General features: G+C 39.0%; 15 protein-coding genes. 13 read left to right on the top strand and 2 right to left on the bottom strand.

Annotation, left to right across the window (positions count from 1 at the left end):
- Positions 1-132: 132 nt before the first annotated feature.
- Positions 133-1,407 carry a hypothetical protein gene (locus F927_RS06550; RefSeq protein ID WP_005082718.1) on the top strand — a complete coding sequence of 425 codons (1,275 nt, stop codon included), beginning with the start codon at positions 133-135 and terminating at the stop codon, positions 1,405-1,407.
- 92 nt (positions 1,408-1,499) lie between these two features.
- Here F927_RS06550 and rpsT read toward each other — a convergent pair whose 3' ends face one another.
- A complete protein-coding gene (gene rpsT / locus F927_RS06555) occupies positions 1,500-1,766 on the bottom strand; it encodes a 30S ribosomal protein S20 (RefSeq protein WP_004639414.1) in 267 nt (88 codons plus the stop codon).
- Between the two features lie 213 nt (positions 1,767-1,979).
- Between rpsT and F927_RS06560 the strand changes: the two genes are divergently transcribed.
- From F927_RS06560 to F927_RS06590, 7 genes are all read left to right on the top strand, one after another.
- The gene (locus F927_RS06560; RefSeq protein WP_005082722.1) at positions 1,980-2,645 is read left to right on the top strand and encodes a Rossmann-fold NAD(P)-binding domain-containing protein; all 666 of its coding nucleotides are present in this window, start codon (positions 1,980-1,982) and stop codon (positions 2,643-2,645) included.
- A gap of 12 nt (positions 2,646-2,657) precedes the next feature.
- On the top strand, positions 2,658-3,170 hold the full coding sequence (gene rraA / locus F927_RS06565) for a ribonuclease E activity regulator RraA (RefSeq protein WP_005082724.1): 513 nt from the start codon (positions 2,658-2,660) through the stop codon (positions 3,168-3,170).
- A 12-nt stretch (positions 3,171-3,182) separates the two neighbouring features.
- The gene (locus F927_RS06570; RefSeq protein WP_005082726.1) at positions 3,183-3,971 is read left to right on the top strand and encodes a glutathione S-transferase N-terminal domain-containing protein; all 789 of its coding nucleotides are present in this window, start codon (positions 3,183-3,185) and stop codon (positions 3,969-3,971) included.
- 110 nt (positions 3,972-4,081) lie between these two features.
- Entirely contained in the window at positions 4,082-4,435 is a 354-nt protein-coding gene (locus F927_RS06575) for a hypothetical protein (RefSeq protein ID WP_005082727.1), read from the top strand.
- A 214-nt stretch (positions 4,436-4,649) separates the two neighbouring features.
- Positions 4,650-5,033, top strand: coding sequence for a transposase (locus tag F927_RS06580; RefSeq protein WP_001055585.1), 384 nt, complete (start codon positions 4,650-4,652; stop codon positions 5,031-5,033).
- On the top strand, positions 5,030-5,365 hold the full coding sequence (gene tnpB / locus F927_RS06585; RefSeq protein ID WP_000618091.1) for an IS66 family insertion sequence element accessory protein TnpB: 336 nt from the start codon (positions 5,030-5,032) through the stop codon (positions 5,363-5,365). The genes F927_RS06580 and tnpB overlap by 4 nt, the downstream gene beginning before the upstream one ends.
- A gap of 74 nt (positions 5,366-5,439) precedes the next feature.
- Positions 5,440-7,023: an IS66-like element ISAba25 family transposase gene (locus F927_RS06590; protein WP_005080579.1), complete on the top strand. Its 1,584-nt coding sequence runs from the start codon at positions 5,440-5,442 to the stop codon at positions 7,021-7,023.
- A gap of 490 nt (positions 7,024-7,513) precedes the next feature.
- Here F927_RS06590 and F927_RS06600 read toward each other — a convergent pair whose 3' ends face one another.
- The gene (locus tag F927_RS06600) at positions 7,514-9,043 is read right to left on the bottom strand and encodes an acetyl-CoA C-acetyltransferase (RefSeq protein ID WP_005082731.1); all 1,530 of its coding nucleotides are present in this window, start codon (positions 9,041-9,043) and stop codon (positions 7,514-7,516) included.
- 224 nt (positions 9,044-9,267) lie between these two features.
- On the opposite strand from F927_RS06600, the gene F927_RS06605 reads away from it, so the two are divergent.
- From F927_RS06605 to cpaB, 5 genes are all read left to right on the top strand, one after another.
- Entirely contained in the window at positions 9,268-10,659 is a 1,392-nt protein-coding gene (locus tag F927_RS06605; RefSeq protein WP_005082733.1) for a 3-oxoacyl-ACP reductase, read from the top strand.
- A gap of 65 nt (positions 10,660-10,724) precedes the next feature.
- A complete protein-coding gene (locus F927_RS06610) occupies positions 10,725-11,579 on the top strand; it encodes a MaoC family dehydratase (protein WP_005082734.1) in 855 nt (284 codons plus the stop codon).
- A gap of 84 nt (positions 11,580-11,663) precedes the next feature.
- Positions 11,664-12,917, top strand: coding sequence for a serine hydrolase domain-containing protein (locus tag F927_RS06615; protein WP_005082736.1), 1,254 nt, complete (start codon positions 11,664-11,666; stop codon positions 12,915-12,917).
- 336 nt (positions 12,918-13,253) lie between these two features.
- Complete coding sequence (gene cpaA / locus F927_RS06620) at positions 13,254-15,032, top strand: metalloendopeptidase CpaA (protein ID WP_005082738.1); 1,779 nt, start codon at positions 13,254-13,256, stop codon at positions 15,030-15,032.
- A 14-nt stretch (positions 15,033-15,046) separates the two neighbouring features.
- Positions 15,047-15,670 carry a metalloprotease secretion chaperone CpaB gene (gene cpaB / locus F927_RS06625; protein WP_005082741.1) on the top strand — a complete coding sequence of 208 codons (624 nt, stop codon included), beginning with the start codon at positions 15,047-15,049 and terminating at the stop codon, positions 15,668-15,670.

The following is a 15,670-nucleotide window of genomic DNA, read 5'->3' on the forward strand; positions in this document are numbered from 1 at the left end:
GTTGCAAGCAGGGTCTATTTAAGTGTGAATAGACTCTGCTTATAAAATTAAAAAATTACTTTTAAAAAAACAAAAAATTCGTCATTATGTATCAATAAAAAAGATAAATTAGACACATAACTGGATAAAAACATGTCATCAAACACGATTTATTTGTGGGAACCTGAAATATTTACGGGTAAAGTTCCTGCAGAAGATGATTCTTATCAAGTGGCATTTGAATTGCATCAACAATATTGCCATACGCCGAGTCATGGCAGAACATTGCTCAGATGGTTGGATTATGTTGCTGATAAGATTAGTGATCCCCAATATCAATGTTTTTTTTCAGTACAAGTTCAACAATGGTTGGATCATGTTCAGCAACAATTTTCCGAGAACTTATGTGCGATTATGCCGATCGATGGGTTTATGTTGGATACTACTCAAAACGATGCGATATATCGTGTTTTTTATGAGGCAGTACATGAAACTGGTGTAGGGTTTTATGAGCCTAATTTTAATATTTGGGCAATTGGTGAATTGCAGTCACCTGAAAATGCTGTAGAGCATATGCTACAACCTTATTTGTTAGAACCATTAGATGTGCAAAGTCTAAAACTTGAACAAACAGAGTCAGTTGCAGCTTGGCAAATGCCTGATTTTCAAATCCCCCATAATATGGCTGCTGCTGAACAATTCATGTGTCAGTGGTTTGAGCAGCAGACATACACTAAAGATCTAAAACTCGATGTTTTTAATATCGCGCATGATTACATTTCTAATTGGGGTAATATTGGGCGACCTGAATTAGCATTGGATACAGGGTATCGTTGTTTTTTATTAACACAAAAACAGATTGGTGTTTTTTATCAATTAAAAATGGTGCTTAGAAAGCTAACGGTCAGTCCAATGCTATCGTTTGCTATGGATTTTACAGATCGTTTTATTTCGCAGTATTTGCAGGAACAGTTATCTGAACGCTTGATCTTTCGTTTACGCTCTATGGATATTTATCATTATTCAGAAGATAAAGGGCGCTCAGATTTATGTTTTTCTTTGATTGGACGTTGGGATACTGTTTCGGATATTCAGGATTTTCTTAAAAATTTAGATGCGTATATTAATTTTATTTTTTTCCATTTGGGCCAAGGTAAGTTAGATGCATTACAGGCTTGGGCATATGGTGATATGCCTGCTGGTTTGATGATTGATATGGATTTTCGTTTTGAGCTAATGATGTTTGCATTGAGCTTGGATGAGGAATATCTAATTGAACGTTATGAAGAATACAGGGAACAATTTACACGAAGTAATGCGCGCGCGCATGATCTAGGTCTATTGGAAGAGAGTTATAGTTTTTGTCAAAAGTTAATGAAAATTGTAGAAAGTGAGGGGACTGCTTTAAAACCTTATGTTCGAGGATAATAAATTTAAGCTTAGGCACTTAATCAGCTATTTTTACTAAAATTAAAGCAATAAAAAAGTCCGATAATTCGGACTTTTTTATATGCAGCAAATTAGTTAGCTAATGCTTTAATTTGAGCATTTAAGCGGCTCTTGTGACGAGCAGCTTTGTTTTTGTGGATGATGCCTTTATCAGCCATACGGTCGATTACAGGAACAGCTGTTTTATAAGCTTCTGAAGCAACAGCATAATCACCAGCAGCGATCGCGTTTACTGTACGCTTGATGTAAGTACGAACCATAGAACGCAAGCTTGCGTTGTGTTTACGTGCTTTAACGTTTTGACGAGCACGTTTTTTAGCTTGAGCAGAGTTTGCCACTCGTGCACTCCTTGAAAATAAGTTGGTCTGGGCGGGCTGAAGTTAAAACCAATACAATATTAGCAACATTCACCAGCCCGTAAACAAGTGCCATATTTTGAGGAAACTATGCCGTGAAGTCAAGTCTTGTCATGTTTTTAAGTGCATTTAACAGGTGATAATCTTAAAAGAAAACGTTACATTAATCTCAATGATCAATCGGAAGAACTATAAATGAGCAAAGCAGATAAAAAAGCAATTGTTATTGGCGCAACTGGCTTGGTTGGTCAGGCATTGGTCAGTGAGTTGCAGCAGTCAGATAGTTTTGAAACTATAACGGTTGTTGTAAGGAAAAAATTAGATACATTAGATAGTTATAATAAAGTTAATCAACTAGTGATTGAAGATTTTCTGTTGTTGAATGATGAAGATGTGAATACATATACGCACGCATTTGGTTGTTTGGGGAGCACGATCAAAAAGGCAGGATCTAAAGAGGCTTTTTATGCAATTGACTATGAGATCAATGCGCATTTTGCAGATTTAATTCAAGATAAAAATATTCATTTTTTGATTGTAAGTGCCTTAGGTGCGAACGCAAATTCACCTGTTTTTTATAATAAAGTCAAAGGTGAATTGGAGGATTATTTAAAAAGTCTGTCAATTTTTAAGCTTTCGATATTTCAACCTTCACTTTTGATTGGAAAACGTAGTGATGTACGATTGTTAGAAGATATGGCGCAGACAGCCTTTAAATTGATCGAAAAAAAATGGACGAAGCCGTTTAAATTTAAGCCTGTCACAGCCGAACAATTGGCGCATACTATGGTGGTTGCAGCACAAACACAGTCCGCTGCATTTAAACTGTATGATAATTTAGCGATACAACAAACCCAATAATGGAGAGCTTAAATGACAACTGTACCTTTTGTAACGTGCGATTTGTTAGATGATAATCCTGAAAAGAACTTACAAGTGGTGATTCCTTCTTTAGATGGTAAATTCTTTAAAAGTTATGGAGCACGTAAAAGTTTTGGTGGTGAAGTTGTTACGGTTAAATGCTTTGAAGATAACTCAAGAGTGAAAGAGCTATTGGCAACAGAGGGTACTGGTAAAGTGCTCGTTGTAGATGGAGGAGCTTCAATGCGTTGTGCGTTGATGGGAGATATGATCGCTGAGTCTGCCGTAAAGAATAAGTGGAATGGTGTGGTGATTTATGGTTGCGTGCGCGATGTAGATGCACTCGCAGAACTTGATTTGGGTGTTCATGCATTGGCAGCAATCCCTCAAAAAAGTAATCGTAAAGGCATTGGTGAGGTTGACAGTTCGCTGTATTTTGGTGGTGTAACAATCAATTCTGGTGATTATATCTATGCAGATAACAATGGAATTGTGATTGCCAAAGAAAAATTAGTCGACTGCTAAAAGGATAAAAGTATGCTTAAAATGGTGAGCCATCAATTTAAAGTTTTACAATCAGTAGCTGCAACACTTATCGAAGGTGGGCGTGGTGTGTCAGGAACACCATTTCCCCAACAGCCTGAAAAACCAATCAAGCTATATGAATTTGAAGGTTCGCCATTTTGCAGACGTGTACGTGAAGTGATTACACTCTTAAATTTAGATGTTGAAATTTATCCGTGTCCAAAAGGTGGTGAAAAATACCGCCAAATCGTAAAACAAAAAGGTGGGAAAAAGCAGTTTCCATTTTTAATTGATGAAAATACGGGTGATCAGTTATACGAATCACAAGACATTATTCATCATTTATTTAAGCATTATGGAAAAACGGGGCAAACTCCAAAAAAATATAGTAGCTATCCTAAATTACCGTATGTTTCGACTTTGGCTACTGTTGCAAATGCAGCTCGTGGTGTTTGGATTAATAAGAAAATTACTCATCGTCCAGCGCCAGAACAGCTTTTAGAGCTGTGGAGCTTTGAGGCGAGTCCATATACACGTTTGGTTCGTGAAGTATTGTGTGAATTAGAATTGCCTTATGTTTTACATAATGTACCGAAAGAGCGCTGGCAAGATATGGGACCTGCGGTTTTGCGGTTAAAACCAGGAAAATATATTCCATTGCCAAATGGTAAGCGTGAAAAGACTGTTGAAATCATGGGGCGTGATATTCAGGTTCCATATTTGGTTGATCCGAACACGGGTGTGAAAATGTTTGAATCAGCTAAAATTGTTGAATATCTAAAGAAACAGTACGGACAATAAGCTTTGAAAAAGCACCTTTAAGAAGGTGCTTTTTTGTATCATTTGGTTGTTGCATTCATGATTGTTTTGCAGCTTAAATACTTTAGTAAATATTGTGATGTGAACAACTCATGTTAAGTCAGTTATCTAGTTTATTCAAAAGCTCAAAAGAAACACCAGAACAATTGTTTTTGAAAGAGCATGCTTTAGCCTTTGATACGGAACATGGCACTATATTAAATGGTGTAAAACTGAATGAATTGGGTTTTCGCCTTGAGTATTTTTCAAATCGAAAATTAGATCACTTTGATGATTTGGCAAAGTTGTTTGAAATCAGTCCACAGATAAATGAAAAAATTGATTTAGAAATTCATTCGCAATGTTTTGTTGAACGCTTGGGGAATACAGAAGAAAATCTCAAAGAGTTGAAACAAATGATCAAAATTTTGAATGATTATTACGTGAAGTTTAAAAGAGCTAAATAACCTAAGAATGAATTTTATTAGCTAGATGTAAAGCAGAAACAAAGAAACTTACTCCCCAAAGACAAATAGCCAAAAATATAATAATAGATAAATGTTGTTCTTCACCAGCTAAGAAATGGAGTAGAACAGTAAGCATCCGGCTAACACAGCCTTACCAAGCGATCCTATAAGCCTTAATTTAGTTCCCACCTAAAAACAAGTGGGGACTTAATCCATGAACATGGATATATATTCAGCAACACCTCCTGTTGCTAAAAAACGCCGAAAATACAGCAAAGAATTCAAACTCAGTATTGTCAATGCCTGCAAAAATCCTAATACCTCGATCGCTTCGGTCGCACTGCAACATAGTATTAATGCCAACCTTGTCAGTCGTTGGATCAGGATCTTCAGCCATCATGAGGGTGCCGTGCAGGATCCTACTCATGTGAATCCAGCATTTATTGCTTTGCCTTACACTGCTGCAATCAGCCAACCTATTGATGAGAGGATCACGTTGTGTATCACCGTGCCTCATACGAATAATGATATTCAGCTAAAATGGCAGACATCAGAAATACCTGCCTTGGCAGAATTACTCAAGGCACTTGCAACATGATCCGCATTGATGAAATCTGGTTGTCTACTCAGCCCATGGACATGCGTGCAGGTATGGATACGACCATGGCTCAGGTGGTGAGAGCCTTTGGCTACATCAAACCGCATTGTGCTTACCTGTTCTGTAATAAACGTGGCCATCGCATGAAAGTGCTGGTACATGATGGATTGGGCATCTGGCTGTGTGCCCGGCGGCTGGAACAGGGCAAATTTCACTGGGCTCAAGTTCACCAAGGTGAAACCGTGGCCCTCAGCCCGGAACAGTTACAGGCACTGATCCAAGGTTTGCCCTGGCAGCGCATTGGACGACAGCAGGTGGTGACGATGCTTTAAACCAGGCTCGACCATTCTGCTATTCTCCAAACGTTCTATTTCATTCTTCTCATGACCTCAGGCATACTGCGGTCATGAATACGCTGCCTGACTTAAGCCAACTGACCCATGAACAACTGCTGGAATTCACCAGGCAGTTGGCGCTGCAGCATCAGTCTCTAGCACAATCAAACCAACAATTGGATGCCAAAGTTCAACATCTTTCTATTCTCAATCAAAAATACGAGCATGAACTGGCGCTGTTTAAAAAGCACAAATTCGCCCAAAAGAATGAACACTTAACGGCAAAACAAATCCATCTGTGGGATGAAGCGGTTGAAGAAGATATTGCCGCGGTTGATCTAGAACTGGAACGGCTAAATGCAGATAAAACCAATGCAGCGACACAGAAAGCCAAAACCAATAAACCTAAACGTCGACCACTGCCAGATCATCTACACACCATCCGTATTGAGCATGAACCTGCATCAACCCAATGTGCTTGTGGCTGCCAACTCCGTCGTATCGGCGAAGATGTCAGTGAAAAACTGCATTTCAGACCGGCACAGTTCTATAAGGAACAGCATGTGCGTGGTAAATGGGTCTGTGATCAGTGTGACACTCTAACTCAGCAAGCGATGCCCGCCTATGTGATTGATAAAGGCATTGCTTCACCTGAATTGCTCAGCCATGTGCTGGTATCGAAGTATGCCGATCATTTGCCGCTGTACCGTCAGCGCCTGATCTATCAGCGGGCTGGCATCGAACTGTCTAGATCAACTTTATCTGACTGGATAGGTCGCTGCGGTGTAGAACTGGAACCTCTGGCCAATGCCTTAAAAGAGGTGGTGCTGCAACAGCGGGTGCTGCATGCAGATGAAACACCGGTCACCATCATGCGGATGGGTGAGAATAATAAAAAACCGAAGAAAGGTTATGTCTGGGCCTATGCCACCACACAGTATAATCCAGTTCAGGCGGTGATCTATGACTTTCAGGATAGTCGTTCAGGCCAGCATGCTGAAGAGTTCTTGAAAGGCTGGCAGGGCTATCTAGTCTGTGATGATTACAGTGGTTATAAAGCACGTTTTAAATCAGGCCAGGTGATTGAGGTGGGGTGCATGGCCCATGCACGTCGTAAATTCCATGAACTGCATGTAACTGGGAAAAGTCAGGTTGCTGAACAGGCCTTAGTGCTGATTCAGAAACTGTATGCGATAGAAGCAGAACTCAGGAAAAAGACCGATGGTACAGCGGAAGACCGCCGCGAATACCGACAACAGCATAGTCAACCAGTGATGCAACAACTATATGAATGGCTCAACCAACATCATCTGACAGTGCCATCGAGTTCTCCCACCGCCAAGGCTATCAATTACACTCTGAAGCGTTGGCCAGCCTTAAGCCGCTATCTGGATGATGGCAATCTACCGATATGCAACAATTGGGTAGAGAATCAGATGCGTCCCTGGGCGTTGGGACGCAAGAACTGGCTGTTTGCAGGTTCGCTGCGCAGTGGTCAGCGAGCGGCAAACATCATGACTTTAATCCAGTCAGCAAAGCTGAATGGCTTGGATCCGTATGCCTATTTAAGTGATGTGCTGAAAAGGTTACCGACACACAAAGTGACCCAAATTGAAGAATTGCTGCCGCACTGCTGGAAACCTAAATCGAATTAAAAAATAGGTATGGGATTCAGCGGACGCTTACGTAGAACAAAACATAGCCCCAAAAATAGGAAGATATTTATGATGAATAACCACATGTTTTAATATCCATTTTGTGCTTGATGATACGTTTTACTTACTAAGATATAAGGAACAAAAATACAAAACGTTAGGTAGAAAATAAAATTGAAATTAAGAGCATAAGTTATTAAAAAAGATAGCGAAGCACCAAAAGAACTATTGAATAATCTTTTTCCAGTTTTAAAGTGATGAATAGGGCGTATAACTAGAGCCTTTTTAAATGATAGCTCTGCTAGATAGAATCCAAAAGCAAATAGCATGATCAAGAATATTGGATGCCAAGTACCAATGTAAAAGAGTTGATCAAATAGAAATGACTGCATGTGCTATATTTTTATAGATATTGGTTTATTTAATCATAATTATAATAAAAAAGGGATTAAATCCAAAGATTTAATCCCTTTTTGTGTCAGGCTAGCAGTTATTTTTCAATAATAGCCGTTACACCTTGACCACCAGCAGCACAGATCGAAACTAAGATACGACCTGAACCTTTTTGGTTTAAGATCTTCGCAGCAGTTGCGATGATACGACCACCAGTAGCAGCGAATGGATGACCAGCAGCTAAAGAAGAACCTTTAACGTTTAACTTGCTACGATCAATCGAACCTAAAGGTGCATCTAAACCTAAACGCTCTTTACAGAATTTTTCATCTTCCCATGCTTTCAAAGTAGAAAGAACTTGTGATGCAAATGCTTCGTGGATTTCATAGTAGTCGAAATCTTGAAGTTTAAGACCAGCACGCTCAAGCATACGCGGAACTGCATAAGCAGGCGCCATCAATAAGCCTTCTTTCTTACCAACGAAATCAACTGCAGCTGTTTCAGAGAAAGTTAGGTAAGCAAGAACTTCGTGACCATTTGCTTTAGCCCATTCTTCAGAGGCTAAAAGTACACATGATGCACCATCAGTAAGTGGAGTAGAGTTACCCGCTGTCATCGTTGCAGCTTCGCCTTTACCAAATACAGGTTTTAATTTAGCTAATTTCTCAGCTGTAGAGTCAGCACGTAAGTTGTTGTCACGGCTTAAACCTAGGAATGGTGTAATTAGGTCATCGAAGAAACCTTCTTCGTATGCTTTCGCCATTTTTTGGTGAGAAGAAGCAGCTAAAGCGTCTTGATCTTCACGTGCAATACCCCACTCAAGAGCAGTAATTGCTTGGTGATCACCCATAGACAAACCAGTACGTGGCTCACCATTTTTAGGCGCATCCATAAGATCTTTAATGTTGATTTTAGATAAAGCTTTTAAACGATCTTTACCAGTTTTAGCGATGTTAAGTTCAAGCAAAGCTTTACGTAAACCATCACCGAAAGCGATTGGAGCATCAGATGTTGTATCAACACCACCAGCGATACCCACTTCGATTTGACCTAAAGCAATTTTGTTTGCGACTTGGAATGCTGCTTGCAAACCAGTACCACAAGCTTGTTGAAGATCACAAGCTGGAGTTTCAGGAGCAAGTTGAGTGTTTAAAACACACTCACGAGTCATGTTGAAGTCACGGCTGTGTTTTAATACTGCACCAGCAACAACTTCACCTAAGCGCTGACCTTGTAGGTTGAAACGCTCAACCAAACCGTTTAACGCAGCAGTAAACATGTCGATGTTCGAAGCTGTGAAATATGCGCCGTTAGAGCGAGCGAAAGGAATACGGTTACCGCCGATAATGGCTACACGACGAACGGTGTTTTTGCTCATGGTTTTATCCTGTTGAACAGAAGGTTTGGTTGTTTTAGCTGTAGCTGCTTTTGTGGTTGCAGAAGAAGCAGTGCTTTTGGTGCTACGGCTACTAGTTGAACGAGTGCGAGTCGTTTTAGTTGCCGTACTTGCTGCTTTAGGAGTTGTGCTCGTACTTTTACTTCTAGTCGAAGTTGCTTTTGATGTATTTGACACATTCTCTTCAGCAGAATTCTCGACTGCTGGATTTTCTTGAGTTGTTTTGCTCATAAGGCTTTTCCAAGCATAATAGGGATATTCTTAATATAACCATAGCATATTTCAAATATTGCTGTATTGACTAGAATGACGCTTTAGACCACATTCAGGTCAAGACATCTAGACATGAACTCAAGTATGATTTGCTATGAGTCAATCAAACATTAATTTTATGTTATATACCAAACAAAAATCACTTGTTTGTAAAAAATTCATTTGTATGAGAGATAATAACCATGACCGATCAATACCAAGCATTTACACAATCACCTTTGGGTAAATTTGTTGTAAAAAATCTAGGCTTACCATCACCTGTAGTTCTAGATCGTTTTGAAAATGCTCAACCTGTTGTGAATGGTGCAGTATTGCTTGGCGCAGCACCTTCAAGTACAAATTCTGCTGCGATTGCTCAGGTTCTTAGTAATATTCATGCGGATAGCTACGTAGGAAACAATGTTGAATTACAACAAACAGCTGCAAAAGTAGGTTTGAATCTTCGTCCATTAAATGCAGATGACAAAGAGTCAAAATTTAAAGCAGTTGTATTCGATGCTTCTGGTATTCAGGATTCTGAACAGCTTAAAGCGTTGTATGATTTCTTTAATCCAATCGCTCGTCAAATTTCAAGTTCGGGTCGAGTTATCGTTGTTGGTACTACACCTGAAACGGCTAAAACAGTAAAACAAGCAATTGCACAACGCGCACTTGAAGGTTTTGTCAAATCTGTTGGTAAAGAATTTAAAAAAGGTATTACTGCTCAAGTTGTATATGTTGATCAAGGTGCTGAAGCGAATCTAGAATCTACGTTACGTTTCCTAATTTCCCCACGTTCAGCTTACGTATCGGGTCAAGTGATTCGTGTTTCAAAAGCAGATGTTGTAGATATTGACTGGGCAAAACCATTGGCAGGTAAAACTGCGCTAGTTACAGGTGCAAGCCGTGGTATCGGTGAGGCAATTGCACAAGTGCTTGCTCGTGATGGCGCGCATGTAATTTGCTTAGATGTTCCACAACAACAAGCTGATTTAGAGCGTGTTGCTGGTTCAATTGGTGGTTCAGTATTGGCAATTGACATCACTGCTGCGGATGCGGGTGAAAAAATTAAAACTGCTGCTGCCAAGCAGGGTGGTTTGGACGTGATTGTTCACAACGCTGGTATTACTCGTGACAAAACTTTGGCAAATATGAAGCCTGAGCTTTGGGATCTTGTAATCAACATTAACTTATCAGCAATTGAGCGCGTTAACGATTACTTACTTTCTAATGATGGTTTAAATGCAAATGGTCGTATCGTTTGTGTATCATCTATCAGTGGTATCGCTGGTAACTTAGGTCAAACCAACTATGCTGTTTCCAAAGCGGGTGTAATTGGTTTGGTGAAGTTCACTGCGCCTACATTAAAGAATGGCATTACCATCAATGCTGTTGCACCAGGTTTTATTGAAACTCAAATGACTGCTGCGATTCCTTTTGCGATTCGTGAAGCAGGTCGTCGTATGAACTCAATGAATCAAGGCGGTTTGCCTGTAGATGTCGCTGAAGCGATCGCTTGGTATGCATCAACCGGTTCAACAGGTGTGACTGGTAACGTTGTACGCGTTTGTGGTCAAAGCTTGTTAGGTGCTTAAGCATTAAGGTTTTGAAGAGGGGTGCTAGCGCATCCCTTTTTTATAAAAATATAGAAAGGTTTATTATGAATACACGTCATTTTAGTCAATTACCAAAACCTTATTTAGCTTATCCAAAAGTTATCCAAGGTTTAATTTTCAAAAAGCCGAAAGGTGAAAAAGTTTTGCCACAAGTTGAATATGTGGTTGATACACTCAAGATTGATACAAAACATTTAGAAACCTACAACGAAATTTGTGGTTTTAAAAATGATGGATTCGTACCTGCAATTTACTTGGCAGTATTATCTCAAAGCTTGCAAATGCACATGATGACGAGTGAAGCGTTCCCATTTGCGATTTTAGGTTTGGTGCATATTCGTAACCAGATCAAACAAACACGCAAAATTGGTGTAGATGAACAAATTACATTGTCATGTAAATTTGGTGAGTTGCAACCACATGATAAAGGCTTGCAGTTTGATTTCATCACAACTGCAAAAGTAGGTGGTGAAGTGGTGATGGAAAGTCTAACCACTTACTTATCTCGCCAAAAAACTGAGAAAAAAGCTGCTGAGAAAGTGAAAGAAACCAAAGAGCCAGCTTATCAGCCACAAGCTGAATGGAATATTTCTGAAAATACAGGTCGCCGTTATGCCGTAATTTCAGGTGATTTTAACCTGATTCATATTCATGCTGTGACTGCGAAAGCATTCGGTTTTAAACAAGCAATTGCGCATGGTATGTGGAGTAAGGCAAAAGCATTAGCTAGTATTGAATTGCCATCAGCTTATGAAGCGGATGTGTGGTTTAAATTACCAATGTATTTACCATCAACAGTTGAGTTTTTAACAGCGAATGAAGCGAAGCAAACTGAATTTTTGATACGTAATTTGAAATCTAAAAAGCCACATGTCGCTGGAACAGTAAAAGCAATTTAAGCTTTAATTAATTCCTTAGATTTACATCTCTTGTGTTCGCAGGAGAGATTGTCTTACAATAAAATGATTATAAGGATGCGTACTTTGATTAAAGAATTCCTTTTGGCCAATACTCAAAACTATCATGGCACTGTTGATGAACGATTCCTAGATTTAGCAACTCAATTTAGCCGATTTCAATATGCAAGAAGCCATCAGGGTGGAGCAGCTTTAGTTGTCTATTTTCAAGGTCAAAAAGTTGTCGATATATTTACAGGTAAAAAATCACAAGAAGAAGATTGGCAGTCTGATACTTTGGCTATGTGTTATTCAACTGGCAAAGGAATTTTAGCTACACTTGCTCATATTTTAGTGAGTGAAGGTTTGCTTGATTATGATGAGCCGATTGCAAAATATTGGCCGGAATTTGCTCAAAATGGAAAGCAATATATTACTTTAAGACATGTCCTATCTCACCAGACAGGTTTATTTGATATTCGAAATCTCATCGAGACAGCAACAGAAATGCTCGATTGGTCGCATATGCTGGATGTAATAGCCAAAGCTACACCGCGCTTTGCCGCTGGGAAAGGCTTTGCTTATCAACCATTGACCTATGGTTGGATTCTTGGTGGTGTGATTGAAAAGGCAGCCAAGCAACCATTGAGCTGGCTAATGCAACGTTATTTGGTGCAACCACTTGGATTAAATGGAGCGTATTTTGGTGTTCCAAGTTCTGAATTGGATCGTGTAGCTCGTTTAATATCCAAACCTAAAACTTCTGTTGCTTCGAAATCTGAAAATAGAAAAAGTACTCAAACACGAAAACCGTCATTATCAGAAAAACTGTTAGAGTTATCAGGACAAAGTCCACAAGATTTCAAAGATGCAATGATTCCAAAAGGAATGGGTAATTTCAGCTTTTTTAGTGATGCTGGTTTGCAGGCCGTTATTCCTGCTGCAAATGGTGTATTCACTGCCGATAGCTTAGCTAGAGTTTACGCTATGCTTGCTAATAAAGGTCTGTGGAATGGTGAACAGTTGATCAAGCCTGAAATTTTCAAGCAGTTAGGGACTGTACAATCGAAAGGACGAGATCGTGTTATGCCAATCCCAATGCATTGGCGTTTGGGTTATCACCGAATTCTTACTATGGGAAAACGTGCACCACACGGTTTTGGTCATGTTGGCTTTAATGGTTCTGGTGCATGGTGCGATTCCGATCGAGAGCTCAGTTTTGCTTACACACATAATTTTAATATTACCTCCGCAACAGGTGATTACCGCTTATGGGGTTTGAGCCAAGAAGCTTTAAGATGTGCAGATCAAGTCTTAAAGGGAAGAAAAGGATGGTTCTAAACCATCTTTTTTTATGTAATATCTAAGAACATTTTTTTCCAGAATAGAGTTGGGTATTTAGTTATATTATTTAGAACTGTTAATGAGTTTTAATGATCTTTGAGTCTTGGTTCTCGATCATATTTTAAACTTTGATGTGATATGGTTTAAACTCAAATTTATAAAGCCACTCCTACTTATTACGTATTTTTTTGATTTGTTTAATAGCTTTTTGTTAAATTGTGATAAAAATAAATATATGATATTTAATCGGAAAAATTTTAAAACAATTGATAAGTCTGATTTGGTTTGGTAGTGTTTGTTGTGCAAAAAATATACTTAAAAGGAAAGGTGAAAATGAAATTTGGAATTAAAGCGATTTGTTTTGCAAGTCTAATTGCAGCTTCAGCAGTGTATGCTTCAACCACATTATCTCCAAATCAACTTAACAATAGTGGAAGTATTCCAAGTGGTTACGCAGATTTAAAGTTTGTTTTGGCAAACGGTAATTGGGTCAAAAATATTTATTTGCCAAATACAGCCAATCACCAAGATAAAATTACGATTCAATCGAGTGCAGGTTGGAAGAGCTATCTAGATACTTCCAATACAAATCTACCGATTGAAGTACTCGAAATTCAAAGTGGTGATGTGTTTCAGTTTACTTATGATGGCAATCAAAAAAAATGGGTGGCGCAATTGAGTGCTGTGAGCCCAACCAATGGTATGCCATTTGAAGAAATCACACTTACTAGTGCTAAGTTACAACATATTTCATTAGCTGATGGTAAATGGGCACAAACAATCGCGTTACCAACTAATGTTAATGATGGAACATTAGTTCAAGTTACTTCAACGGCCACATATCCATCAATGATTGCGACGAATAATTTACTGTTTCCAAGTAGTTTTAATTTGCAGAATGGTAGTGAGTATTGGTTTAAGTACAATTCAGCATTACAAAAGTGGGTACCAGAATTCATTAAACCGATTAAACTCAATGTAAAAGATATTGGAACAAATTTGAATGCAGTCTCGGCACCGGTAACGGAAGTAAATTTTGCCAATGCAAACTGGGTCGCTAATTTTACTTTACCATCCACTGCGAATGACCGAGATCGAATCATAGTAAAGTCCACCGCAACTTGGACAGCCAAAATCAATAACACCAACATTAATAGCAGTGCTTCTTTGATGCTCAAAACAGGAGATCAATATGAGTTCATGTATGTAAGTGATAAAGGGCATTGGGTGCTAATGTCTGCGCCGATAAAGAATATTGAAAGTACCTCAAACATTGCATCTGTCCTACCGAACATGACTGAACCAACTTTAAAGGTGAAAGTGTCGAATAGTAATTGGAGACAATCAATCAATCTACCTGCGAGTGCTCAGATTGGAGATAAAGTAATTTTGGCCTCAACTGCAGATTCAAACAGCTTCATTTTGGCATCTAACGGGCTTTCAACTGTTCTGCAAAATGGTGAAACACGCCGATTTGTTTATACGCAGCAAGGATGGGCTGCTGATAGCCATACAATTGATATGTTGTTTGTAAATAGTCCAGAGGTTTCAACGATCTTGGGAGAAAGTGCTGCAAAACTTCGTATGATTGAAGGATTAAGCTTAACAAATGTTACGGCTGAAAACTCATCTGCAAAGTTCTATTTGCGCAAAACTGGCTATATTACCTATAAAATTCCAGGGGATACATTAACTGCTGTTCTGAGCATTGGTCGTTCTGATACAACCGTACAAACTGAACGTAAACGTGTATTGGCAGATGGCGTTTATTATCAAGGGAATGAGCCAGGGAATGGTGGTTGTGGTTGGGCTTATGTAAATGCAAGTGCCTACAATATGATTGGTACAAACGACATTTCAGGTTGTTCAGTAGCTGCAATGCGTCATGAAATTGGCCATAATTTAGGTCTATATCATGGTGATTCAAGTCAGATTGGTTCGGGCTTTACACATCCGCTTGGTAGCACAGCTTTAGGTGGAAATAATTTAAACTTTTATTCAAGCCCTTATCTCTATAATCCTAAGTACGGAGTACGTTTAGGCGAGGAAGGTAAAAAAGATGCAGTAAGTGTCATTAATGCCAACGCTGTTCGTATTTCTCAATATAATTAAGTGATTTCAATCATATGAAGCACTCTAAAATTTTACTTTTGCTAGCAGTCACGTTCATCGTGATTGCTACTTTATTAATTTTCCTGAAACCCAATAATGTTAAAGCATTAGTTCAAGACAATGCTGTAACGAAAGAGCAGGAATCCTTTAACCGAACCGATTCAATTTATCCGCGTCACAATTTAACACTATCAAAGACAGAGTTAGAGAAAGCTGCGAAAGAAACGGTTTTATTTCATGAAATTCAGGCTGGTGACTTAGAGGCGAATACTCTTTTACCGTTGGCAAAAAGTGGCAAAGGTATGGCGATTCGCTATGATCAAAATATCATTGAAACCAAAAAAATCGGTGATGAAGTCCGATTTCAAATGCTTGAATATGGTTTGAATCGTAGTGGGGAAATAGTTGAAATTGAAAAGATTGATGATGATATTTTGCGGTGGCATGGTCGATTTCAGCAAGGAAATCCTGAGCTAAATTTCTTTACCATAACCCAAAGCCAAAAAGATCAGTACACGATCATGCAGATTTATACAGATAAGGGAAATTATACTGCTGAAATCAAAAATGGTCGTGGAATTGTTCAAGGTATGGATGAGGGTGTTGAGGATCACGAGCTACATGCCCACGATCATTAA

It is taken from the genome of Acinetobacter haemolyticus CIP 64.3 = MTCC 9819 (assembly GCF_000369065.1).
Classification (GTDB): domain Bacteria; phylum Pseudomonadota; class Gammaproteobacteria; order Pseudomonadales; family Moraxellaceae; genus Acinetobacter; species Acinetobacter haemolyticus.